This window comes from Brucella pseudogrignonensis (assembly GCF_032190615.1).
GTDB classification, from domain to species: Bacteria; Pseudomonadota; Alphaproteobacteria; order Rhizobiales; family Rhizobiaceae; genus Brucella; species Brucella pseudogrignonensis_B.
The window spans coordinates 2,039,800-2,060,261 of the sequence record NZ_JAVLAT010000001.1; the positions used below are offsets into that span (position 1 = coordinate 2,039,800).

The window sequence follows — 20,462 nt, forward strand, 5'->3', positions numbered from 1 at the left end:
TCTCCCCTAAAATAAGACAGGATGATAACGCCCCGGCCAGACGGCTGCGGTCTTTCGTGCCCGTATTTTCAGGTCTTTTGGGGAAATAACATGGCTGATACGCCGCAACTACGTCTGTACAATACTGCAACCCGCACGAAGGAGGATTTCACCCCCATCGATGCGAATAATGTGCGCATGTATGTCTGCGGACCGACAGTTTATGACTTTGCCCATATTGGCAATGCCCGTCCGGTTATCGTCTTTGACGTGCTGTTCCGCCTACTGCGTCATGTCTATGGCGCGGAGAGCGTCACCTATGCGCGCAACATCACGGACGTTGATGACAAGATCAATGCACGTGCCGCGAGTGAATATCCTGACCTGCCGCTCAATGAAGCCATTGGCCGCGTAACTGAAGGCACAAACAATCAATTTCAGGCCGACATCAAGGCGTTGGGCAATCTTGAGCCTTCTAGCCAGCCACGAGCAACGGAACACCTTGATGATATGCGCAATATTATCGAGAAACTCATTGAGCGCGGCGTTGCCTATGTGGCTGTTGAGCATGTGCTGTTTTCCCCGTCGGCAATGAATGCTTTGGGCGGCGCACGCTATGGCGCACTTTCCCATCGTCCATTCGATGAAATGCTGGCTGGCGCACGCGTCGATGTCGCTTCTTACAAACGCGACGAGATGGATTTTGTGCTTTGGAAGCCATCGCGTAATGGCGAACCGGGCTGGCCGTCACCTGCGGGAATTAAAACACTTGGTCGTCCGGGCTGGCATATCGAGTGCTCCGCCATGTCTATGGCCAAGCTGTTGGCACCGTTTGGCGGCGGTTTGAAATGCGACGATCCGTATAAAAATCAGTTCGACATTCATGGCGGCGGCATTGATCTCGTCTTTCCGCATCATGAAAACGAGCTTGCTCAGTCTTGCAGTGCTTTTGGCACCGAGCGCATGGCCAATATCTGGATGCATAACGGCTTTCTTCAGGTCGAAGGGCAGAAGATGTCGAAGTCTCTCGGCAACTTCATCACCATTCGCGATGTGTTGAATGATGGATTGCCGCAGATAGGGATTTGGGACGACAAGGATGCACGCGATCGCTGGGTTGGTCTTTCTGCCCGTCTTTCGATGCTGCAAACGCATTACCGTGAGCCAATCAACTGGACAGCGCAGCGTCTGGCGGAATCGGCCGAGGAACTGCGTCGCTGGTATGAGCTCCTTCGCGATACAGGCTTTGCAGCGCCATCTAAGCTATCTGCGGTCACTGAGGTTGAAGACGCACTGTCCGATGACGTGAACACCTGGCTTGCGATTACGGCACTGCGCAAGGCATTCAAGGCCAAGGACAGTGCAGCTTTGGGCGAAGGCATGGCACTTCTGGGCCTGTTTGATCCTTATTTTGTGACAGAGCAGGACGTGCCGGTCTTTGCAAAGGCATATGTTGATACTGCTACAGTTGAAGCACTGATTGCTGAGCGTCTTCGGGTAATTGCTGACAAAAACTGGGGAGAAGCCGACCGGATTCGCGATGAGCTTTTGGCGCAAGGCGTGCAGTTGAAGGATGGGAAGGATCCTGCCACCGGCGAACGCATCACGACATGGGATGTGGTAAGCTAACAAGCTTGCGGAGTAGGGAGGATGTCACGATGCTCGATAACAGGCCGTTTTATAGCGGGGGATGCCAGTGTGGTGCGGTGCGCTTTCATGTCGAGGGCGCACTTGGCTCTGCATCCATTTGTCATTGCCGCATGTGTCAAAAAGCCTTTGGCAATTTCTATGCGCCGCTGGTTTCCCTGGGTGAAGCAAAGCTCATCTGGATGCGTGACGAGCCGAAGCGTTTTCAGTCGTCCAATCACGTGAAGCGCGGCTTCTGTGCTGAATGCGGAACCCCGCTCACATACGAAGCACCGGACGGTGTGGCGCTTTCCATTGGCGCTTTCGATGCGCCGGAAGAGATTGAGCCTACAGTGCAATGGGGTGTCGAAGTCAAGCTTCCCTATGTCGATGACCTCGCAAAACTGCCCGGTTTTGAAACCGAGCGAGATGAGGAAAGTATCGAGTTTGTACGAACGATGGTGTCTTACCAGCACCCCGACCACGACACTGAAAACTGAAAAGCCATAAATTATAACGGCATATACCCACCGACAGGCAGGCAAAATGGCACGCGAACGCATCTATATCTACGACACGACTTTGCGGGACGGACAACAAACCCCCGGCGTTGATTTCTCGGTCGAAGACAAAAAAGCGATTGTCATTTTGCTTGAAGAGCTGGGCGTGGATTATGTCGAAGGCGGTTATCCGGGTGCAAATCCGACTGATACGGCCTTCTTCAAAAAGCGGCAGACATCGCATGCGAAATTTGCTGCTTTCGGTATGACCAAACGCGCTGGCGTCTCCGCTTCCAATGATCCGGGACTGACCGCGCTCTTGCAGGCTTCAAGCGATGCAGTCTGTTTTGTTGCAAAGAGCTGGGATTATCATGTGCGGATCGCACTTGGCTGCACCAATGAAGAAAATCTGGAATCGATTACTGCATCGGTGACCGCCGTTCGTATGGCTGGTCGTGAGGCGCTGGTTGATTGCGAACATTTCTTCGATGGCTATAAGGCCAACCCGGAATATGCATTGGCTTGCGCTAAGGCGGCTTACCAAGCTGGTGCACGCTGGGTTGTGCTTTGCGACACCAATGGTGGCACGCAGCCATCGGAAGTAGCTGAGATTATTGATGCGGTTAAAGCTGTCGTTCCGGGTGAAAGCCTTGGTATTCATGCACATAATGATACTGAACAGGCAGTGGCCGTCTCGCTTGCGGCCATTGATGCCGGTGTGCGCCATGTGCAGGGAACGCTCAATGGAATTGGCGAGCGTTGCGGTAATGCAAATCTGATCTCCCTGATCCCGACACTAGCATTGAAGCCTTACTGGTCTGATCGTTTTGAACTGGGCATTAAACCAGATGCCTTGAAAGCCATTACTCGCATTTCGCGTGCTTTTGATGATATTCTCAATCGCTCACCAGTGGAGCAGGCACCATATACTGGGACTTCCGCTTTTGCGACCAAAGCGGGCATTCATGCGTCTGCGTTACTCAAAGACCCGCAGACCTATGAACATGTTCCTCCTGAAACAGTCGGAAACCGTCGTCGCGTTATGGTGTCTGATCAGGGTGGTAAGTCGAATTTTATCGCTGAACTGGAACGTCGCGGCATTATGGTCGCAAAAAATGATGCCCGGCTCGATACTCTGATTTCACTGGTCAAAGAGCGCGAAGCCGAAGGTTATGCCTATGAAGGTGCGGATGCGAGTTTCGAGCTCCTCGCGCGCAACATGCTTTCCCCGCAGCCAGACTTTTTCAAAGTCGATTCCTTCCGCTGTCTCGTCGAGCGCCGGTTCGATGCCAATGGATCCTTAAAAACTGTCTCCGAAGCCGTAGTGAAAGTCGAAGTTGATGGCGAAATGCATATGTCGGTTGCCGAAGGTCACGGTCCGGTGAACGCTCTCGATATTGCGCTGCGTAAGGATTTGGGTCGCTATCAGGATGAGATCGAAGACCTTGAACTGGTGGACTTCAAGGTTCGTATTCTCAATGGTGGCACCGCAGCTATCACCCGAGTTTTGATTGAATCCGGTGATGGAACCGGTGCTCGTTGGCGTACAGTCGGCGTTTCCGACAATATCATCGACGCATCGTTTCAGGCACTGATGGATTCGGTCAATTATAAACTGATGAAGAACCGCTCTCTGGCGGGGCTGGTCGCGGCTGAATAGCTCGCTCCATTCACTAAGATTGATGCTTTGATCAGTTTAATTGAATAGATTTTATGGATTGATCAGCGCATAGCAGTTTGACTATCTCGGCAAAGTTTTTCGCTTCTCCGAGTGATTTCTTAATGCGGAGATGAAAATGAGCGAGCAGACCTTATCCGGAGGCCAGCTTTCAGATGGAAGTCGTGGCTTCATGATGGCTTTGGCCGCTTATGGTCTTTGGGCTGTTTTGCCATTCTACCTCAAGGCGTTGTCACATCTTCCGGCACTTGAAATCGTAGCGCATCGTGTGATCTGGTCAGTGCCCGTCGCGGCTATTCTGCTGGTTTTCATCGGACAATTCCGTACGATCCTTGAGGCATTGCGAACGCCGCGCATGCTGGCAATGGCAGCGCTGACTGCGGCACTCATCACGATCAACTGGTCAGTTTATGTATGGGCCGTTGCGCATGATCAGATCATTGGCGCAGCTCTCGGCTATTATATCAATCCCTTGTTCAATGTGGTTTTGGGTGGCCTGTTTCTCGGCGAACGCTTGACCAAAATTCAATATGTAGCGGTTGGTTTTGCTTTTGCAGCGGTTCTTGTTCTTACCTTCAATGCAGGTGGTCTTCCATGGATTTCGCTGGTTCTGCCGGTGACATTCGGACTTTATGGGTTCTTCCGCAAATCTCTACCAATGCCACCTTTGCAAGGCTTCACGCTTGAAGTTGTTATTCTTTCTATTCCAGCGATCGGATACATAATCTGGTTGTTGGTCAACGGGCAGGACCACTTCTTTTCAGGCTCCGCATCGGACATTTCCCTGCTCTTGTTGGCTGGTCCGTTTACCGCAATTCCTCTGATCCTCTATGCAGGTGGCGCGAAGTTGCTGCGTTATACGACTCTTGGCCTGATGCAGTATTTAACGCCGACATTGCTGTTCATTTTTGCGATTTTCATTTTTCACGAACCGTTCTCAAACGCGCAGCTTGTTGCTTTTGTGCTCATCTGGACCGGCCTGATTATTTACTCTTGGTCGTCTCTGTCCGCCCATCGCAAAACACGTGCCAGCGCCTGATAAACTTAACTCGAGCATTTGTGCTTCTATCTCCGGTGGATGATATCCGCCGGAGCCATAATTTAGCCGCGCTCTGGTCTTCTGGTCCGTTTGTCATTTCAGATGGAATTTGGAGCCGTTCACTGCATGCTGTTTCGCACTGCCCGCAGAGATAAGCAGATTCATGTTGTCGTATCGCCAGATCTTATGGTTCGGTCGGATGGCACGCATAGAACTGCATTGGCTGAGCAAGCAAGACTTGCGCCTCTTTCTCAACGTGTGCTCAAGCCCTTAAAACGCGTCCGTTTTTCAATTCACACACATCGGCGTGCCTGCATTGCGCTTGCATCAGCGACACTTCTTGCAGGTGGTGCAATGACACTGATAACGGCGAGCCTTGTACGTCACGGACATGCTTCCCAACCGGTCATGGTTGATCCGGCCTCGCTTGTTCACAGCCATGCGGCTATGAAAGAAGCACGACTGGTTCCGCAAAACGGCGTTGATGAGAACCAGCGAATTGCTAAGCGCATTGATATTGCCGAAGGCACGGATGATGGTGAGGCGACCCTCTTCACCTATCAGCACGTCATCCTTAATCTGAAAAATGGTCCGAGCGGGCAGGGGCTGCGCAATTCAGCCTCGACACATATCAAAGAGAGTGGTGTTGCAGCCGCTGATCCGGCAGATAAAATTTCGGCGTTGGCCAATCAAAATGGGGTGCCGCTGAATGTGAGCTTTGCCAAGCCCGCGGGCACGCCTCATCCAAAAGCGCATGAAATTGTTCTCGCTCCGCAATCACGCGAGAAACTGGGTGTTCTGATGCAGGCAGCAGATGTTGCTGCTGAAGATGCTGAGCATCTCGAACAGGCATTGGGGCGAAAATACCTCTTTCCCGGTGATAACCTTGTTCTGCTTCTTGATCAGTCTGTCGGCAAGCCTGCGCATATCACTATGGCGCGGTTCAGGCATGGCAGTGCGTCTGATTCTGTTTATGGTCGAACTGACGACGGTGTGTTTCGCGCCAATGATAATCAGCGTCTTTTCGCACGCCTCTCTCGCGATGCAATGCTTTCGGCAACACGTAGGCCAGCCAAAATCCGGACAGATGGATCTGTTCAGTCAGAATTGATTGCAGCCGGTGCACCGCGCACCGTTGCGGATGATGTGAAAAAGCTCGCCGCCGAAAACAATGTATCGCTTCAAAAAGGCAGCAACGGGGTCGATAAAATCGACCTCCTGTTCCGCGAAAGCGTCGATACTGATCCTGAACTGGTATTTGTCGAGTTTACCACGAGTGGTCGCGCCAAGCGACTTTACCGGCATGAGGTTGAAGGAAACGCGGATTATTTCAACGAGGATGGTTCCTCGATGACAAAATATTTGATGCATAAGCCTCTGCCAAATGGCCGTCTGAATGATGGATTTGGCTGGCGTGTGCATCCGGTTTTGCATGTACGAAAACACCACAATGGCGTTGATTATGATGCGCCTATTGGCTCGCCCATCGTCGCTGCGGGTGATGGCGTTGTGGAACTGATTTCGTCACAAAAGGGCTATGGCAAATATGTGCGTATTCGTCATCAGGGCGGCTATAGTACCACTTATGCGCATCTGTCCGGCGAGGCCAAAGGGCTGAAAATCGGCCAACATGTGAAACAAGGTGAGGTGATCGCCTATGTCGGTTCGACAGGCTATTCGACCGGCCCACACCTCTATTACGAGCTTAAAGTGGGCGATCAATATGTCGATCCACTCAAAGCGCAGCTAAATGCTGGTGAGAAGCTCACAGGTTCATCTATGTCGAGTTTCCGCTCGGAAATGGATCACGTCGACAAGGTTTTCAAGCAGATGAATTTGGCGCCAATGGCAAGTGACGCCAAAAATGGGTTGAATCAAACAGGCCGGTAAGCATTCGCCAGTGCGACGAACTCTTCAACGCTCAACGTCTCTGCGCGGCGCGTCCCGTCGATTCCGGTCTTCTCCAGCAGTTCAGCGCCGCTAACAGGTTTCAGGCTCTGACGCAGCATTTTGCGGCGTTGGCCAAAAGCGGCTTGCGTAATCTGCCCCAGCGCGTCTGCACGGCACGGCAAAGGCTCTTCACGTGGCGTGATATGCACAACGGACGACATGACTTTGGGCGGCGGTGTAAACGCCTGAGGCGGTACATCGAATGCAATGCGAGAATGCGTACGCCAGCCCGCAAGAACGCCAAGACGTCCATAATGGTCGGTGCCCGGTGCAGCCACAATACGCTCACCCACTTCACGCTGGAACATCAGCGTCATTGAGGAATAAAACGGTGGCCATGGCTCAGACAGAAGCCAGTTGAGCAGCAACTGCGTGCCAACATTATAGGGCAGGTTGGCGACGATCCGCGGCTTTGGACCTTCGGGAAACAAAGCTTTGAAATCCTGTTCCAATGCATCGCCGAAGATTATGCGTAACCGCCCCGGATAATGCGCTTCGATTTCTGCGAGCGCATCAAGGCAGCGTTCATCGCGTTCAATCGCGGTTACGATAGCACCCTGAGCAAGTAAGGCGCGGGTTAGTCCACCCGGCCCCGGGCCAACTTCGATGACCGGCTGATCCTGAAGGTCGCCAGCCTGACGCGCAATTTTAGATGTCAGATTGAGGTCGAACAGAAAGTTTTGTCCGAGCGACTTTTTCGGCATCAGATCGTGCCGTTCGATGACCTCTCTGAGAGGCGGAAGATTGTCGATGCTCATGATTTCCGCCTTGCTTCGTTTTCTGCAAGTTCCTGCGCTAGCCGGATTGATGCGATGAGACTATCAGGCCGGGCGATGCCCTTTCCAGCAATGTCAAAAGCTGTCCCATGATCTGGCGATGTTCTGATGAAGGGAAGCCCAAGCGTAACATTGACGGTTTCATCAAAGGCAAGCGCTTTTGCCGGGATGAGTGCCTGATCATGATACATGCAAATCGCTACATCATAGGTCACACGTGCTGGCGCATGGAACATGGTGTCGGCTGGCAGCGGACCCCATGCATTGATGCCTTCGCGTTGTAATTCCTCGACCGCTGGTCGAATAATCGCATCATCTTCTTTGCCCAGCGCTCCGCCTTCACCTGCATGAGGGTTGAGGCCGGAAATCGCAAGGCGAGGGGCGCTAATACCGAACCGGTCCGTCAACTCCTGCGCGGTGATATAAGCCACCTCCAGAATATCGTCCTTGGTCAGTAAGCGCGGCACATCAACTAGCGGAATATGGATCGTGACGGGGACGGCACGCAGTTCGGGACCGGCCAGCATCATCACAGGGATCACAGTGCGTCCAAGATACTTGCTGGCAAGTTCGGCGAGAAACTCTGTGTGACCGGGATGTTTGAAACCAGCATCATAGAGCGGCTTTTTGGCAATCGGGCAGGTGACGACAGCCGAAGTTTCACCTTTTAACGTCAGTTCTACGGCGCGTTCTATTGCTTCAATAACGCCGGCAGCGTTTTCTGACAGAGGTTTGCCGGGACTCTCTGTGTGCTTGTTTTCAAGTGCCAAAACAGGAAGCTTCGTATGAAAGATATCAAGAGCTTCTCCTGGAGTGTGGATTTCAGCCAATGGAACATTCAGACCAAGGTGCTTCGCTCGGGCAGTCAGTTGATCTGGATCGGCAATCAATAAAAACGGTGGCAGTGAGAGGCCTCCGCGCTGCAGCCATGCGTTTAGAGCAACGTCCGCCCCAACACCTGAGGGATCGCCAATGCTGATCGCAAGCGGAACAACTGATTGCCTGGTCATATTTTTTGTCTCAATTGATGAAATAAGGGGGCAAAAGCCCCCTCGAATTAAGCACTCAGCTTTGCTGAGAAATGCGCTACATTAAAGCTTAGCGATTGACGATGCTGGCTTTCGCACGAAGCTCTTCAACATACTTCTTGCTCAATGCGTCGGCCTTCTTTTCCTGACCAGCTGCAGAATCAGCGCCTTCCATCGAGAAAACAAGCTGCGCTACACGATCATCGGAAACCTTTCGTGTTCCGCAAACCGTAAGAATCTCGACGCCTTTTTCGGTGTCGCGTGGCGGCGTCGCACGATTAGGGCTGGTCGCCTTCACATCCTTCGCCCATTCACCCGGTAACTGCTGCTCGATGATGCGTCCAAGATCGCGTACCGTGACGTCGATCATACCTTTGGTCAACTGACGCGTCGTATCACAGCTTTGAATGCGCGAACGCAGTGCATTGGCTTCCTGACGACGCTTGGCCAATAGAGCTGGTGAGCGCTTTGCATTTGGCACAACAAAGATAACTTGCTGCAACTGGTATTCGGTTGCGCTTGGTTTCTTTCCACCATCTTTCAGCATGCGCTGAACAGCGTCCTGCTCACTAACCATTCCAGTTGCACGGAAACGCGCAGCTACGAGGCGCCCCCATCCCATCTGAACCATAATGTATTTCTTGAAATGGTCAGGTGTTATGCCAGCCTGATTCAATACCTGATTAAGTTGGGCAACGCTCATGTTGTTGCGCGTTGCGAAGCCCGCATAGGCTTCATCCACTTCCTTGTCAGAAATGTTGATGCCGCGCGTTTTCATCTCAATGCGCTTAAGCATTTCATCCGTCAACTCTTGGCGAGCCGTCTGATTGAGATTGCCACCTTTGCGCTGCAACTTCAGGAAATTCGCACGACGTTGAATGTCACCATTGGTAATTGCATTGCCTGATACAATGATTTTAGCTTCAGCCGAGTTTGATGCGGCGAGTGCAGGGCTCAGACTCGCAGCCGTACCAAGCGCCGTAAAACAAACAGCGGCGCCCATCATGGTAGCGAAAAGAGGTTTTGCAAACATCATCTGTCTTTCCCGATTTCCTTCAGGTCGGCAATGCATAGCTCGCCGTATGTGCCATATTGTTATGCCTCGAAAGTTACGTCCTGCTTAGAGCGCCCCAATCAAATGCCAATCACATTAAGATGACTGTATAAATGAGGCAGTACGGCGAAACAATGACCCTCACGTATTTTACGGGACTAAGCGTGAATAATAACGAAACAAAAGTGATGAAAATTATCGATATGTGAGTAAATAGGACACATCTAAGATGTAAAAAAACCGGAAGAAATCTGGTCTCTTCCGGTTTGCAGCGTTCCTATAAAGGTTGAGAACCGCTTTGAATTTCTCCAAGCGTACGGAACGATATTTTAAAGCCTACTCCGTAAGACGACCTACTCTCGCCGGGATTCCGTGTCTGGGTGTAAGACATTGCATAAGTGAAACATTCGTCATCGTAAGCCAGGCCAGTTGATGCACGAACCAATGTATCAGACACCAGATCGTATGTACCGGAACCAAAGGTACTCCAATTTTTATTGATCTTAAGTGATGCTGTTCCACCGACTTCTTGCCGGATATCTGAATAACCATAAGCTGGCTGAGCAGCGATATAAGCATATCGAGCGGAAACGGTAAGACGTGACCAGTTCTGTCTGGCTTCTAGTTCACCACGTTTGAGGCTCAGATCGTCTTTATCAAACCGCCCGCGCGCTGCCATTGTAAAGCCGGTGGTGTTTGAAGTGCCGATCATGCCGACATAGTCAGAGCGGGCATCCTGCAGGCCAGAATCTGCGCCTACATTGACGAAGTCACTTGTGCCGAACGAGTTCACGCCACCGAGTTGAATGGACTGACCACCAAGCGCGTAGAGGTTCCAATCACTGTTGTCGAAGCTACCAGAATAGCGCAGGCCAAAGTTGGCGCGAGTGCCCCCTTCGACGCGATCATATCCAGAGAACTTGTCACGTGAGAAAAGATTTGTTGCGTCAAAGACGAAGCTTTGTGCGTCCTCATTCGGCAACTGACCAGCATAAGATTCGTTATTGCGCATATAGATTTGGGCGATTGGCTCAAGAATATGCGTAGAACTGGTCGTCGAGAACAGAATTGGCCAACGAAGCTCAAGTCCGGCGGTTGCCATAGCACGAAGAGCTTCAGACTTGACCACTGCATCCGTAAAACCAGCATCGGCTGGATCAAAGTTTGTGTTCACATTAATTGCGTCAGCGCGTAGCGCAAGCAAAGGTGTGATCACTAGACCTGAATCTGTGATGATTGTGCGTTTCCACTCAACCTCACCTGTCAGACGCGTATTGGTGCCGCTAAAGCCTGGAATACGTGGGTATTCAGGGATTAATTTACCCCAAGTACCATCAGGTAGCCGACCATAGGTATAAGCGTAATTCGCGTTCTTGCGGTAAAGCGCCTGCAAGTTAGCGGTAAAATTCAACTCGCCACCATAAACGGGTTCAGGCGCAGTATAAGAATAGTCGAGACTTGGGAAAACCCAAGGCTGCTTCGAATGCATTTCCACATCGCTGTAATCTGATGTAATCGGATAAGATTCCTGCACATTGAAGCGGTAGAAGTTCAGATCGAAGTAATTGCGATTGTTAATTCCGCGCAGATAGATCTTTGAAACCTGCGTTTGACCAGAATAACCCGTCAGGCCGTAGGTGCGGCTGAAATTACGATCCGTCTGGGCCATGATATCCCAGCCAGCGTTCCAGCGTGAATTGATTTCAAAATCGCCTTTTGATGCGACCATTGCACGATTTTCTTTATCGTGATCAATCGTGTTTGAATCAAATTCACCCGGCTTCATTTGATGAATACCGGCAATTTGCAGATTATACGTGCCATTCTCGAGGCGATGACGCCATTCAGCCTGTGTCAGAAAACCTTGTTTCGTATAAGCCGTTGTCGAAAGCGTCAGGTCGTAATTTGGTGCGAGCGCCCAAAAATACGAATTCTTAATGCCAAGACCAAGATGTTTTTTCATCGCAAATTCAGGGAACAAGAATCCGCTTTTACGCTTAACTGTCGGGTCGGCCATCTCAAAAGAAGGGAAATAAGCCAGCGGCATTCCGAACAGCTCGAACTTACCACGCTCGAACCGGACAGTTTTCGTTGCGCTATTCCAAATGATTTTGCGGGCTTTGATCTGCCAGAGAACGGGCTTGTCAGGATCTTTTTCGCATGCCTGACATGCAGTGTAGACACCGTTGTTAAAGGTGGTGATTTCACCGTTACTGCGTTCTGCACTCTCTGCAACAAAGCGAGTATTGTCAGTAGTCTCAACACGCAAGCCATTCACAAAGCCATCGCGGAAACTATCTGTTACGTCTAGGTGATCGGAATAAATCTTATTGCCATCGCGCTCGACAATTTCAACATTGCCAGTCGCAGTCATACGACGGGTTTGCTGGTTATATGTCACCTGATCCGCAACAAGGCGATTCCCGTCATACTCAATGCGAACTTTACCCTGAGCGGTAACGACGTTTGCATCGCGATCATAGACGAGTTCATCCGCCTGCATAAGCATACGCGCATTTGGATCGCTCTGGTAATTTGCCCCCAAAGCATCCTGTGCCTGAACCTGGGAAGGGAAAATTGCAACTGAACTAAAAGGTATAGCAAGGGTGCACGCCAAAGCTGTCCCGCGTGCAAGACGCGTGAACGTGTGGGGCAGAACCATGCGGGCGTTACTCAAACCCACTAACCATCCTCCTTATGCAACAAAAAGGAGATACCAAAGAATGTTGCAATAACAACTGGAACCCATGCGGCAACGAACGGCGGAACGAATCCCGCATTTCCGAATGCCTTCACCAAGACCGAAACGACATAAAGCATGAAGCCAGCAACAACGCCACCCAGAATCATCGCTCCGGACTGTCCAAATCGCACAAATTTTAACGACACGGTTGCAGCAATGAGCGTCATTGCCATCAGCAGTGCTGGCAATGCCAGAAGTGACTGGTATTGCATGTCAAATGCGTTTGCTGAATAGCCAAATGAACGCGCGACTTCGACCTTCTGACGCAATTGCGTAAAGGGAATTGTGTCAGGGGAGGCTAGCTTTTCTTCCACATATTCTGGACGCAGCTGCGTCGGTATCTGGAATGTGCTGAGTTTGACGGGTTCTTTCCCGCGAGCAAATTCAGTGACGTCAGTGAGCTCCCAGAAGCCATTCGTCAGCTTGGCAGTGCGTGCATCGTAACGCACGCCGATATTTTTCTTGTCATCAAACTGAATGAAAGTCGCGTCCGATAGCGTTGCGCCGCGATCAAGAATGCTTTTCGCGCCGATGATTGTTTCGCCTTCATCGGTTTTTTGACGAAGCCAAGGATCACGCAGCGCAGATACATCGGTGACTTTGCCATTTTTCCATACCGATGCGATCTCTTCAGCTTTTGAAAAGCCATAGGCCGCAAAAGGGTTAAGGATAAAAATGGTGGCAAGACCGAAAAGAAAAGCCCCGAAGCAAGCGGGCAGCAAAAATTGCCATGCAGAAACGCCGACCGAACGTGCAACAACCAACTCATATTTCCGATTAAGCGAAATCAATGTCGCCATTGCAGAAAATAGAGCCACAAATGGGATCATTTGCTGCATGATGAATGGAACACGCATGGCAGAAATGCCGAGCGCAGCCCAGACCGAATAGCCCGGTAAGTTGGCAAGCTTGCTAGCGTTTTCTGTAAAATCGAGCAGCATTGCTAGCGCGAAAATTCCGAGCAGAAAGTAGAAGGTTATCTGAACGTAACGGGTAAAGAAATAACGTCCGAGGGTCCAACCAATCATGCTTGACCTCCGGTGTTTTTGCGGTTTCGTCCAAAAATGCGGTCAAAGAAATTTTCTATGCGACGACGCAACTGGTCGAATCCATCGAGGATTTGATCATTCCATTTATCCGGCAGACCAATACGACGTCCGGTCAACAGAGAAAAGCCAGTTATCAGAATGACACCCAAAGGCACCAAATACATGGCTACGATGTAGGTTTCGTCCTTATCAGCTCTGTCTGCCGAAAAATATCCCGCCCAATAAATCAGTAGCGCCGTGCTAATAGCTGAAAATGATGCCGATACGCGTGCTTCTCGGTGCGAGCGGGAGTCGCCAGCGAAGGCAAGGGCGATCATCGCGAACACGATTGGATAGAGCCATTCTGTCAAACGTCGGTTCAACTCAGCCTTATATCGAAGAGGGCGGGTTTGCAGAACGGGGTCGTTAGGATCGGGATTCAACAGATAGCTCAGAGGGCGGTCTTTTGCATAAATCACAAAGTCATCGCCAGCAGAGGTAAACTGACTAAGATCAAAAGCATATGAATTGAATTTAATTATCGAAACCGTGCCATCGGAAACGCTGCGGCGTTGAACTTCACCATTCTGCATCAAAAGCATATCACCAGTAGGTGTACTCGCTATGTTGCCGTCAGCAGCATAATAGATGAGGTCGAGCGAAGGGTCGCGGGAGTCGGCGATGAATAACCCGCCTATACTGCCATCGCCGCGACGCTCGGCTATCTGGATGTAAAGATTATCGGATAGTTTGCGGAAGTTTCCTTCCTGAACGACGACATTCAGCAAGTCAGCACTCGCATTCGCAATCATCGCGCGCATGTTCATTCGCGCATATGGATCAATGTAATTGGCAACAAGAAAGGAAACCACTGAAATGATGGCGGCAAGCATAAGAATGGGGCGCATAACAGCACTGCGCGGTGCGCCAGATGCGTTAATGACGACCAGCTCTGAGTCCTGATTCATTGTGGAAAGCGTCTGTGTGATCGCAATGATCAACGCAAACGGCATGACGAGTGGAATCGCCGACGGAATCAAAAGAGACGTAAACTGAATGATGGTTTGAATTGACTGACCGCTCGTCGTTAAGAAGTCGACGCGTTGCAGCACTTGTACTGTCCACGTAATGCCGACTGCGGCCCCCAGCACCGCGAAGAACATGATCGCCACGCGGCGCAGGATGTACAACTCAATCAATTTCATAGGCGGAGTTTACATCCCGGTTCCGTTGAAGGAGCCTGTCCCGATAGAAACAATGCTCGTAATTAAGATCTAGCGTAATAGCACTTGGCTAAAATTAGCCGAAGAAATTTGGTTAACAGATTACTAAAGATTTCTGACAGATGCCAGCGCTAGGCGGATTTGCGGACGTAATAATTAAAACTGATCGCTTTAGCCATGAGACAGATAGTTCCAGAGTTGAAATCTGCACGTTTTCACCGGAGTTAACGTAAAACTGATTTTGATAACGCAATACCCTTGCTGTTTCGCCATATTCGTCTCACATGAGTAAGGAAAAGTCGCGACACAATCGTGTCATCTCGTAATCTGACTTATTTGGAGTTGTTATGTCGAAACGCCCTTCATTTTCCTTCAATGAATTTTCAGTACCGCAAAAAGGCGTAAGCATAGTTTTGGTTGCCAAAGGTGGAAGCTTTGCGGAAGAGGCAGCTCAAGCTGTTGGTGGTTCTGAGAAGATCACGCGTATTATTGAAGTATCGGATTTCTCAGGCGCTCTTGGCAAAACTGCCGAGGCAATCGAAACCTCTGAAGGTAATATTGATAAAATAGTGCTGGTTGGTGTCGGTGAGCCGGGTGACCTTGGCAATGACGACTGGATCAAAATCGGTGGCGCAGCATTTTCGCGAATCGGTAAATCTGAGCGCGCGACGGTGACGCTGGCTCTGCCTGAAACGACAATTGCTGGTGATGAAGCAGCCGACGTCGCGCTCGGCATGATCCTGCGTTCTTATGAATTTAATCGCTACAAGACCCGCAAGAGCGAAGAAAATGGTGAACCAAAGCATGCTGCCAAGGTTCATATTCATGTGGCCGATACTCACAGCGCGAAGAAGGCGCTCGAAGTTGCTGAGGCGGTCGCCGATGGCGTTTTGAAAGCCCGCGATCTTGTTAACGAACCAGCCAATGTCCTTGGCCCTGTAGAATTTGCTGAAGAAGCGGAAAAGCTTCAAAAATTGGGCGTTAAGGTCGAAGTTCTTGGCGAAAAGGAAATGAAGAAGCTCGGTATGGGTTCGCTTCTGGGCGTTGCGCAGGGATCACCGCGTCCGCCACGCCTCGTTATCATGGAATGGCAGGGCGCGAAGGCTAAAGAAAGGCCTGTTGCTTTCGTTGGTAAAGGTGTGACTTTCGACGCTGGCGGCATCTCGATCAAGCCAGCTGGTGGCATGGAAGAAATGAAGGGTGACATGGGCGGCGCTGCGGCTGTTACCGGTCTGATGCGTGCACTTGCAGGCCGTAAGGCAAAGGTCAACGCCATTGGTGTGATCGGCCTTGTCGAAAACATGCCAGATGGCAATGCGCAGCGTCCGGGCGATATTGTTACTTCAATGTCGGGCCAGACGATTGAAGTCATCAACACCGATGCCGAAGGCCGACTTGTACTGGCTGATGCGCTTTATTACACCAATGACCGCTTCAAGCCGCAGTTCATTATCAATCTGGCGACGCTGACGGGTGCTATTCTCGTGGCTCTTGGCACGCATCATGCAGGCCTTTTCTCCAATGATGATGAATTGGCAGACCAGCTTTACGATGCCGGTCAGGCAACAGGTGAAAAGCTGTGGCGCATGCCGATGGGCAAGGAATATGACAAGATGATCGATTCCAAATTTGCCGACATGAAGAACAGCGCTGGTCGCCATGCAGGCTCGATTACAGCCGCGCAGTTCCTCAAGCGGTTTGTCGGCGATACGCCTTGGGCGCATCTCGATGTTGCCGGTACGGCAATGGGCTCGCCAACCAATGAATATAGCCAGACATGGGCGTCCGGTTATGGCGTTCGTCTTCTTGACCGTCTGGTTCGCGATAATTTCGAAAGCTGAATCTGATTCAGAAACAAAGCGTTGTGGCGAAGATGTGAATCACTTTCTTCGCCACGATGAATGATCTACAGAGAGCGCATGGCTGAAATCCTCTTTTACCACCTGACTGAATCGACGCTTGATGAAGCTCTGCCGGGGCTTGTCGAGCGTTCTCTGACGCGCGGCTGGCGTGTGACTATTCAGGCAGTTACGGACGAGAGGCGCGATTCGCTGGACAGTTTGCTTTGGACGTTCTCCGATACGTCATTTGTCGCACACGGGACGGATCAGGAGCCGCATGCTGAACAGCAGCCGGTTTTGCTGACCACGACGCAGGAAAACTCAAACAGTGCCACCGTCCGTTTTCTCGTTGAGGGCGCTTCACTTGATCAAGTTGCTGCTTACGAGCGTTTGGTTGTGATGTTTGACGGGCATAATCAGGAGCAGCTCGAACATGCGCGGGCGCAGTGGAAGTCGTTTAAGACGGAGAACCACGATTTGACTTACTGGCAACAGACACCAGATCGTCGTTGGGAGCGTAAAGCCTGATGCGCGCTCTATTCGTTGCAATGATTATCGCAGGGTTCAGCATCGCTTTGGGTTATCCCTGGTATATGCGCCATTTTACCGGTGATGAGATTGGTCGCTGGCCGATCCTTGAAAGCCGTCAGGCTGGATTTATTACGCAAGAAATCAAACTCGAAGCAAGCGATGCGCCTGTTCGCATCTTCCTCGATGCAACACCATTGCCGAGCTACGTGCCAGCCGAACGTCGTTCAGCGATAACGCTGGCTGTCAGCCGCGATGGTTTTCCCGTTCTTTCGCAGGGGATGGATTTTGCTTCGAACAGCAGTTCGATCAATATGGACCGGCCACAGGATGGCAGCATTTTGCGCCAGAGCGCTGGTGATATCGATCCCGTATTGTCTGGCACTTATTCCTTCCGAGCTGTTCAAGGCAATACGGACGGTCTGCAACTGTCAAAAGTTGATCTTGTGCTGCGGCGTGGCGCCGAAGAGGCAGACGAGACCTATACAACGATAGGTCTCATTCTCGGTGTGCTTGGTGTTTATGCATTGATGCGAACACGCATTCGGCGTCAACGGATTTGAGGTAAGACGAATAGTCTTCGGGCTTTAGCTGAAGTATAGCGTTATTTAAAATATTGACAGGTACTCTGTAAATCAAATGCATGATATTTAAAATTCTTTCAAATAAATACATTTATATATTATGGTGAAAATATGCCAATTTCATTGAGTGTACCTTTGAATTCATGGATGTCAGCGGTTGATTCAAACAGATCTCTTGCCAAAATGACGATTATGGGAACCCATGACTCTTGCGCCTTCCATGAGATATTGGGAATTGGTAGGTGTCAAACGATCAGCTTGTCGGATCAACTAAATAAAGGCGTTCGCTATCTTGATATCAGATGCTGTGTTTCAAAGGGTTCTTTTGAAATGCACCACGGTAGCATCAATGAAAAATTGAATTTCGATGATGTTATGAATGAACTTCGGAGCTTCCTGAATAAGAATCCAAGCGAAACATTTTTCATGAGGATAAAACAAGAATATTCCAGCGTATCAAATGCAGAGTTCATGAGCATTTTTAATGGGAGATACGGGAATTATCACAGGTTTATGCTATTTATCGATACGCGCAATGGCACGGGTAGTCTTTCAGAGGCACGAGGTAAAATAGTTGTAATTTCGAATGTGGCTACAATGCCCGGTATTCAGTGGAATGATATAATAAAGCAAGACAATGACAGTGAGGATAGTCCCAAGAGAAAATGGGCTGACGTTGTTAGTTTACTTGGTGCGGCTAGTTCGGATCACAAAACGTCGGATAGCCAATATTATCTCAATGGATTCAATGCGCATGATGCGACAGATACTTCATTTTCGATAAAGAGCATGGCTTTTTATATAAAAGACCAGTTTTTAAACTTTCTGAGATCTGATGTCGTTGCCCCAAATTATTATGGAATACTGGCCACGGACTATATCGATTTATATTCAGACGATAATATGAGATACATATTATATAACAATAATTAGTTTATTTGTTTCAATGGCCGAAATTATTATTCAGCCATTGCTTCTTCATATTCGGAAGACATTTCCAGCCATTTGTCTTCCGCTTCCGCGAGCGCCGATTTTGCATCGCTCATTTCTTTATTAATCCTGATCGCTTTTTGCGGTTCCTTTTCATAAAGAGCGGGGTCTTCCAACTGCGTCATTGATGCCTGAATCTGTTTCTGCAGTTTCTGCATCAAGCTCTCGGTTTCCTTGATCTTTTTCAGCAAAGGCGCGAATGTTTCGCGCTTCTGAGCGGCGAGTTTGCGCTGCTCTGCCTTGTTGACCTTCGGACCTTCCTCACGCTCTGAAACCTGATCGCCCTTCGCATCAGCGAGAACAATCTGCCGATATTCATCAAGATCGCCGTCGAAGGCTTTGACGCCGCCTTCACGCACCAGCCACAATCGCTCCATCGTGGCTTCGATCAAGTGACGATCATGCGCAATTAGGATCACCGCGCCGTTGAAGGCATTGAGCGCGTGAACCAGTTCTTCCCGGCTATCAATATCAAGGTGGTTGGTCGGTTCGTCGAGGATTAGCAGGTTAGGGCCGTGGAAAGTGGCAAGGCCCATCAAAAGCCGAGCTTTCTCGCCACCCGAAAGGTCTCGGGCAGGCGTCAGCATCTTCTCGGTCGACAGTCCCATCTGAGCAACGCGTGCGCGAACCTTCGCTTCCAACTCACCCGGCATCAGCTTGCGTACGTGCTCAATGGCGTTGTCTTCCGGAATCAGATCGTCCATCTGATGTTGCGCAAAGAATGCGACTTTGAGGCTTGGCGAAAGCGTTAGCGAGCCTTTTTCAGGCTGCAAACGCCCGGCAATCAGTTTGGCGAGCGTGGATTTGCCGTTACCGTTGGAGCCGAGCAACGCAATGCGATCATCATTGTCGATGCGAAGCGTCACGTTGCGCAGTACTGGCTTACCCGGAACATAGCCGACATCTGCGTTATCGAGCGCGATGACGGGCGATGCAGTCTTTTTGTCTGCGTCAGGAAAGCGGAACGGCTGCACATTGCTTTCAACATAAAGCTCAATGGGCTTTAGTTTTTCCAGCGCCTTCATACGTGACTGTGCCTGACGGGCCTTGGTAGCCTTAGCACGGAACCGCTCAACGAAAGATTCCATATGCTTGCGATGCGCTTCCTGCTTGGCGTGAGCCTTTTGCTGAAGCTCAAGCATCTCATGGCGCTGCCGCTCGAACTGATCGTAATTACCACGCCAGAAGCTAATTTTCTTCTGATCGAGATGCATGATTGACGACGTGGCCGAGTTCAGCAGGTCACGATCATGGCTGATGATGATAACAGTGTGCGGATAGCGCTTCACATAGTCGACCAGCCACAAAACGCCTTCAAGATCGAGATAGTTGGTCGGTTCGTCGAGCAGCAACAGGTCGGGCTCGGAGAAAAGAACAGCGGCGAGTGCCACACGCATACGCCAGCCGCCGGAGAAGGCGGATGCCGGACGGCGCTGTGCTTCGGCATCAAAGCCCAGACCTGAAAGAATCGCGCCTGCGCGTGCTTCTGCCGAATGGGCATTAATATCGGCAAGGCGCGTATGAATTTCGGCAATGCGATGCGGATCGGTCGCAGTCTCAGCCTCTTCGAGAAGTGCTGCGCGCTCTTTGTCCGCCTTCATGACGATTTCAATCAGCGCATCTTCGGTGCCGGGAGCTTCCTGCGCTACCTGTCCGATGCGCGTATTCTTCGGCAGGGATATGCTGCCGCTCTCCGATGCAAGATCACCGGTAATCACGCGGAAAAGTGTGGACTTTCCGGTGCCGTTACGGCCAACAAAACCCGTCTTCGATCCCGCTGGCAGTGTGACACTGGCGTGGTCGATCAGAAGGCGCCCGGCGATGCGTACAGAGATATCGTCAAGAATAAGCATGATGAGAAGGCTTTTGCACGGCTTCCAATATTTGCGCAAGTA

Annotated in this window: 16 protein-coding genes; 9 read left to right on the top strand and 7 right to left on the bottom strand. The window is 50.6% G+C overall.

Annotation, left to right across the window (positions count from 1 at the left end; genetic code table 11):
• Nucleotides 1-90 precede the first annotated feature (90 nt).
• From cysS to RI570_RS09905, 5 genes are all read left to right on the top strand, one after another.
• Nucleotides 91-1,608, top strand: coding sequence for a cysteine--tRNA ligase (gene cysS / locus RI570_RS09885; RefSeq protein ID WP_313828249.1), 1,518 nt, complete (start codon nt 91-93; stop codon nt 1,606-1,608).
• Between the two features lie 29 nt (nt 1,609-1,637).
• A complete protein-coding gene (locus RI570_RS09890) occupies nt 1,638-2,105 on the top strand; it encodes a GFA family protein (protein WP_313828250.1) in 468 nt (155 codons plus the stop codon).
• Nucleotides 2,106-2,151: 46 nt separating this feature from the next.
• Nucleotides 2,152-3,765, top strand: a complete 1,614-nt coding sequence (cimA, locus tag RI570_RS09895) for a citramalate synthase (protein WP_313828251.1) — start codon at nt 2,152-2,154, stop codon at nt 3,763-3,765.
• A gap of 136 nt (nt 3,766-3,901) precedes the next feature.
• On the top strand, nt 3,902-4,822 hold the full coding sequence (gene rarD, locus RI570_RS09900; RefSeq protein ID WP_313828252.1) for an EamA family transporter RarD: 921 nt from the start codon (nt 3,902-3,904) through the stop codon (nt 4,820-4,822).
• A gap of 186 nt (nt 4,823-5,008) precedes the next feature.
• Entirely contained in the window at nt 5,009-6,712 is a 1,704-nt protein-coding gene (locus tag RI570_RS09905; RefSeq protein ID WP_409558656.1) for a M23 family metallopeptidase, read from the top strand.
• On the opposite strand, the gene rsmA is transcribed toward RI570_RS09905, so the two are convergent.
• From rsmA to lptF, 6 genes are all read right to left on the bottom strand, one after another.
• Nucleotides 6,697-7,530 (bottom strand): 16S rRNA (adenine(1518)-N(6)/adenine(1519)-N(6))-dimethyltransferase RsmA, encoded by an 834-nt coding sequence (gene rsmA / locus RI570_RS09910; RefSeq protein WP_313828254.1) that lies wholly within the window; start codon nt 7,528-7,530, stop codon nt 6,697-6,699. The genes RI570_RS09905 and rsmA overlap by 16 nt on opposite strands.
• Entirely contained in the window at nt 7,527-8,558 is a 1,032-nt protein-coding gene (gene pdxA, locus RI570_RS09915; protein WP_313828255.1) for a 4-hydroxythreonine-4-phosphate dehydrogenase PdxA, read from the bottom strand. Before pdxA ends, rsmA begins: the two co-directional genes overlap by 4 nt.
• Before the next feature lie 88 nt (nt 8,559-8,646).
• A complete protein-coding gene (locus tag RI570_RS09920) occupies nt 8,647-9,612 on the bottom strand; it encodes a SurA N-terminal domain-containing protein (RefSeq protein ID WP_313828256.1) in 966 nt (321 codons plus the stop codon).
• Between the two features lie 295 nt (nt 9,613-9,907).
• The gene (locus RI570_RS09925; RefSeq protein ID WP_313828621.1) at nt 9,908-12,292 is read right to left on the bottom strand and encodes an LPS-assembly protein LptD; all 2,385 of its coding nucleotides are present in this window, start codon (nt 12,290-12,292) and stop codon (nt 9,908-9,910) included.
• 20 nt (nt 12,293-12,312) lie between these two features.
• A complete protein-coding gene (gene lptG, locus RI570_RS09930; protein WP_313828257.1) occupies nt 12,313-13,401 on the bottom strand; it encodes an LPS export ABC transporter permease LptG in 1,089 nt (362 codons plus the stop codon).
• Nucleotides 13,398-14,606, bottom strand: a complete 1,209-nt coding sequence (lptF, locus tag RI570_RS09935) for an LPS export ABC transporter permease LptF (RefSeq protein WP_313828259.1) — start codon at nt 14,604-14,606, stop codon at nt 13,398-13,400. The genes lptG and lptF overlap by 4 nt, the downstream gene beginning before the upstream one ends.
• A 365-nt stretch (nt 14,607-14,971) precedes the next feature.
• Between lptF and RI570_RS09940 the strand changes: the two genes are divergently transcribed.
• The 4 genes from RI570_RS09940 to RI570_RS09955 all read left to right on the top strand — a co-directional run bounded on the left by RI570_RS09940 (nt 14,972) and on the right by RI570_RS09955 (nt 18,510).
• Nucleotides 14,972-16,465, top strand: a complete 1,494-nt coding sequence (locus RI570_RS09940) for a leucyl aminopeptidase (RefSeq protein WP_313828260.1) — start codon at nt 14,972-14,974, stop codon at nt 16,463-16,465.
• 78 nt (nt 16,466-16,543) lie between these two features.
• Nucleotides 16,544-16,993, top strand: coding sequence for a DNA polymerase III subunit chi (locus tag RI570_RS09945; protein WP_313828261.1), 450 nt, complete (start codon nt 16,544-16,546; stop codon nt 16,991-16,993).
• Complete coding sequence (gene bspB / locus RI570_RS09950; RefSeq protein WP_313828263.1) at nt 16,993-17,556, top strand: type IV secretion system effector BspB; 564 nt, start codon at nt 16,993-16,995, stop codon at nt 17,554-17,556. Before RI570_RS09945 ends, bspB begins: the two co-directional genes overlap by 1 nt.
• A gap of 168 nt (nt 17,557-17,724) precedes the next feature.
• Entirely contained in the window at nt 17,725-18,510 is a 786-nt protein-coding gene (locus tag RI570_RS09955) for a phosphatidylinositol-specific phospholipase C domain-containing protein (RefSeq protein WP_313828264.1), read from the top strand.
• A gap of 26 nt (nt 18,511-18,536) precedes the next feature.
• Here the strand turns inward: RI570_RS09955 and RI570_RS09960 are convergent, their stop codons facing one another.
• Entirely contained in the window at nt 18,537-20,420 is a 1,884-nt protein-coding gene (locus RI570_RS09960; protein WP_313828265.1) for an ABC-F family ATP-binding cassette domain-containing protein, read from the bottom strand.
• Nucleotides 20,421-20,462: the final 42 nt, after the last annotated feature.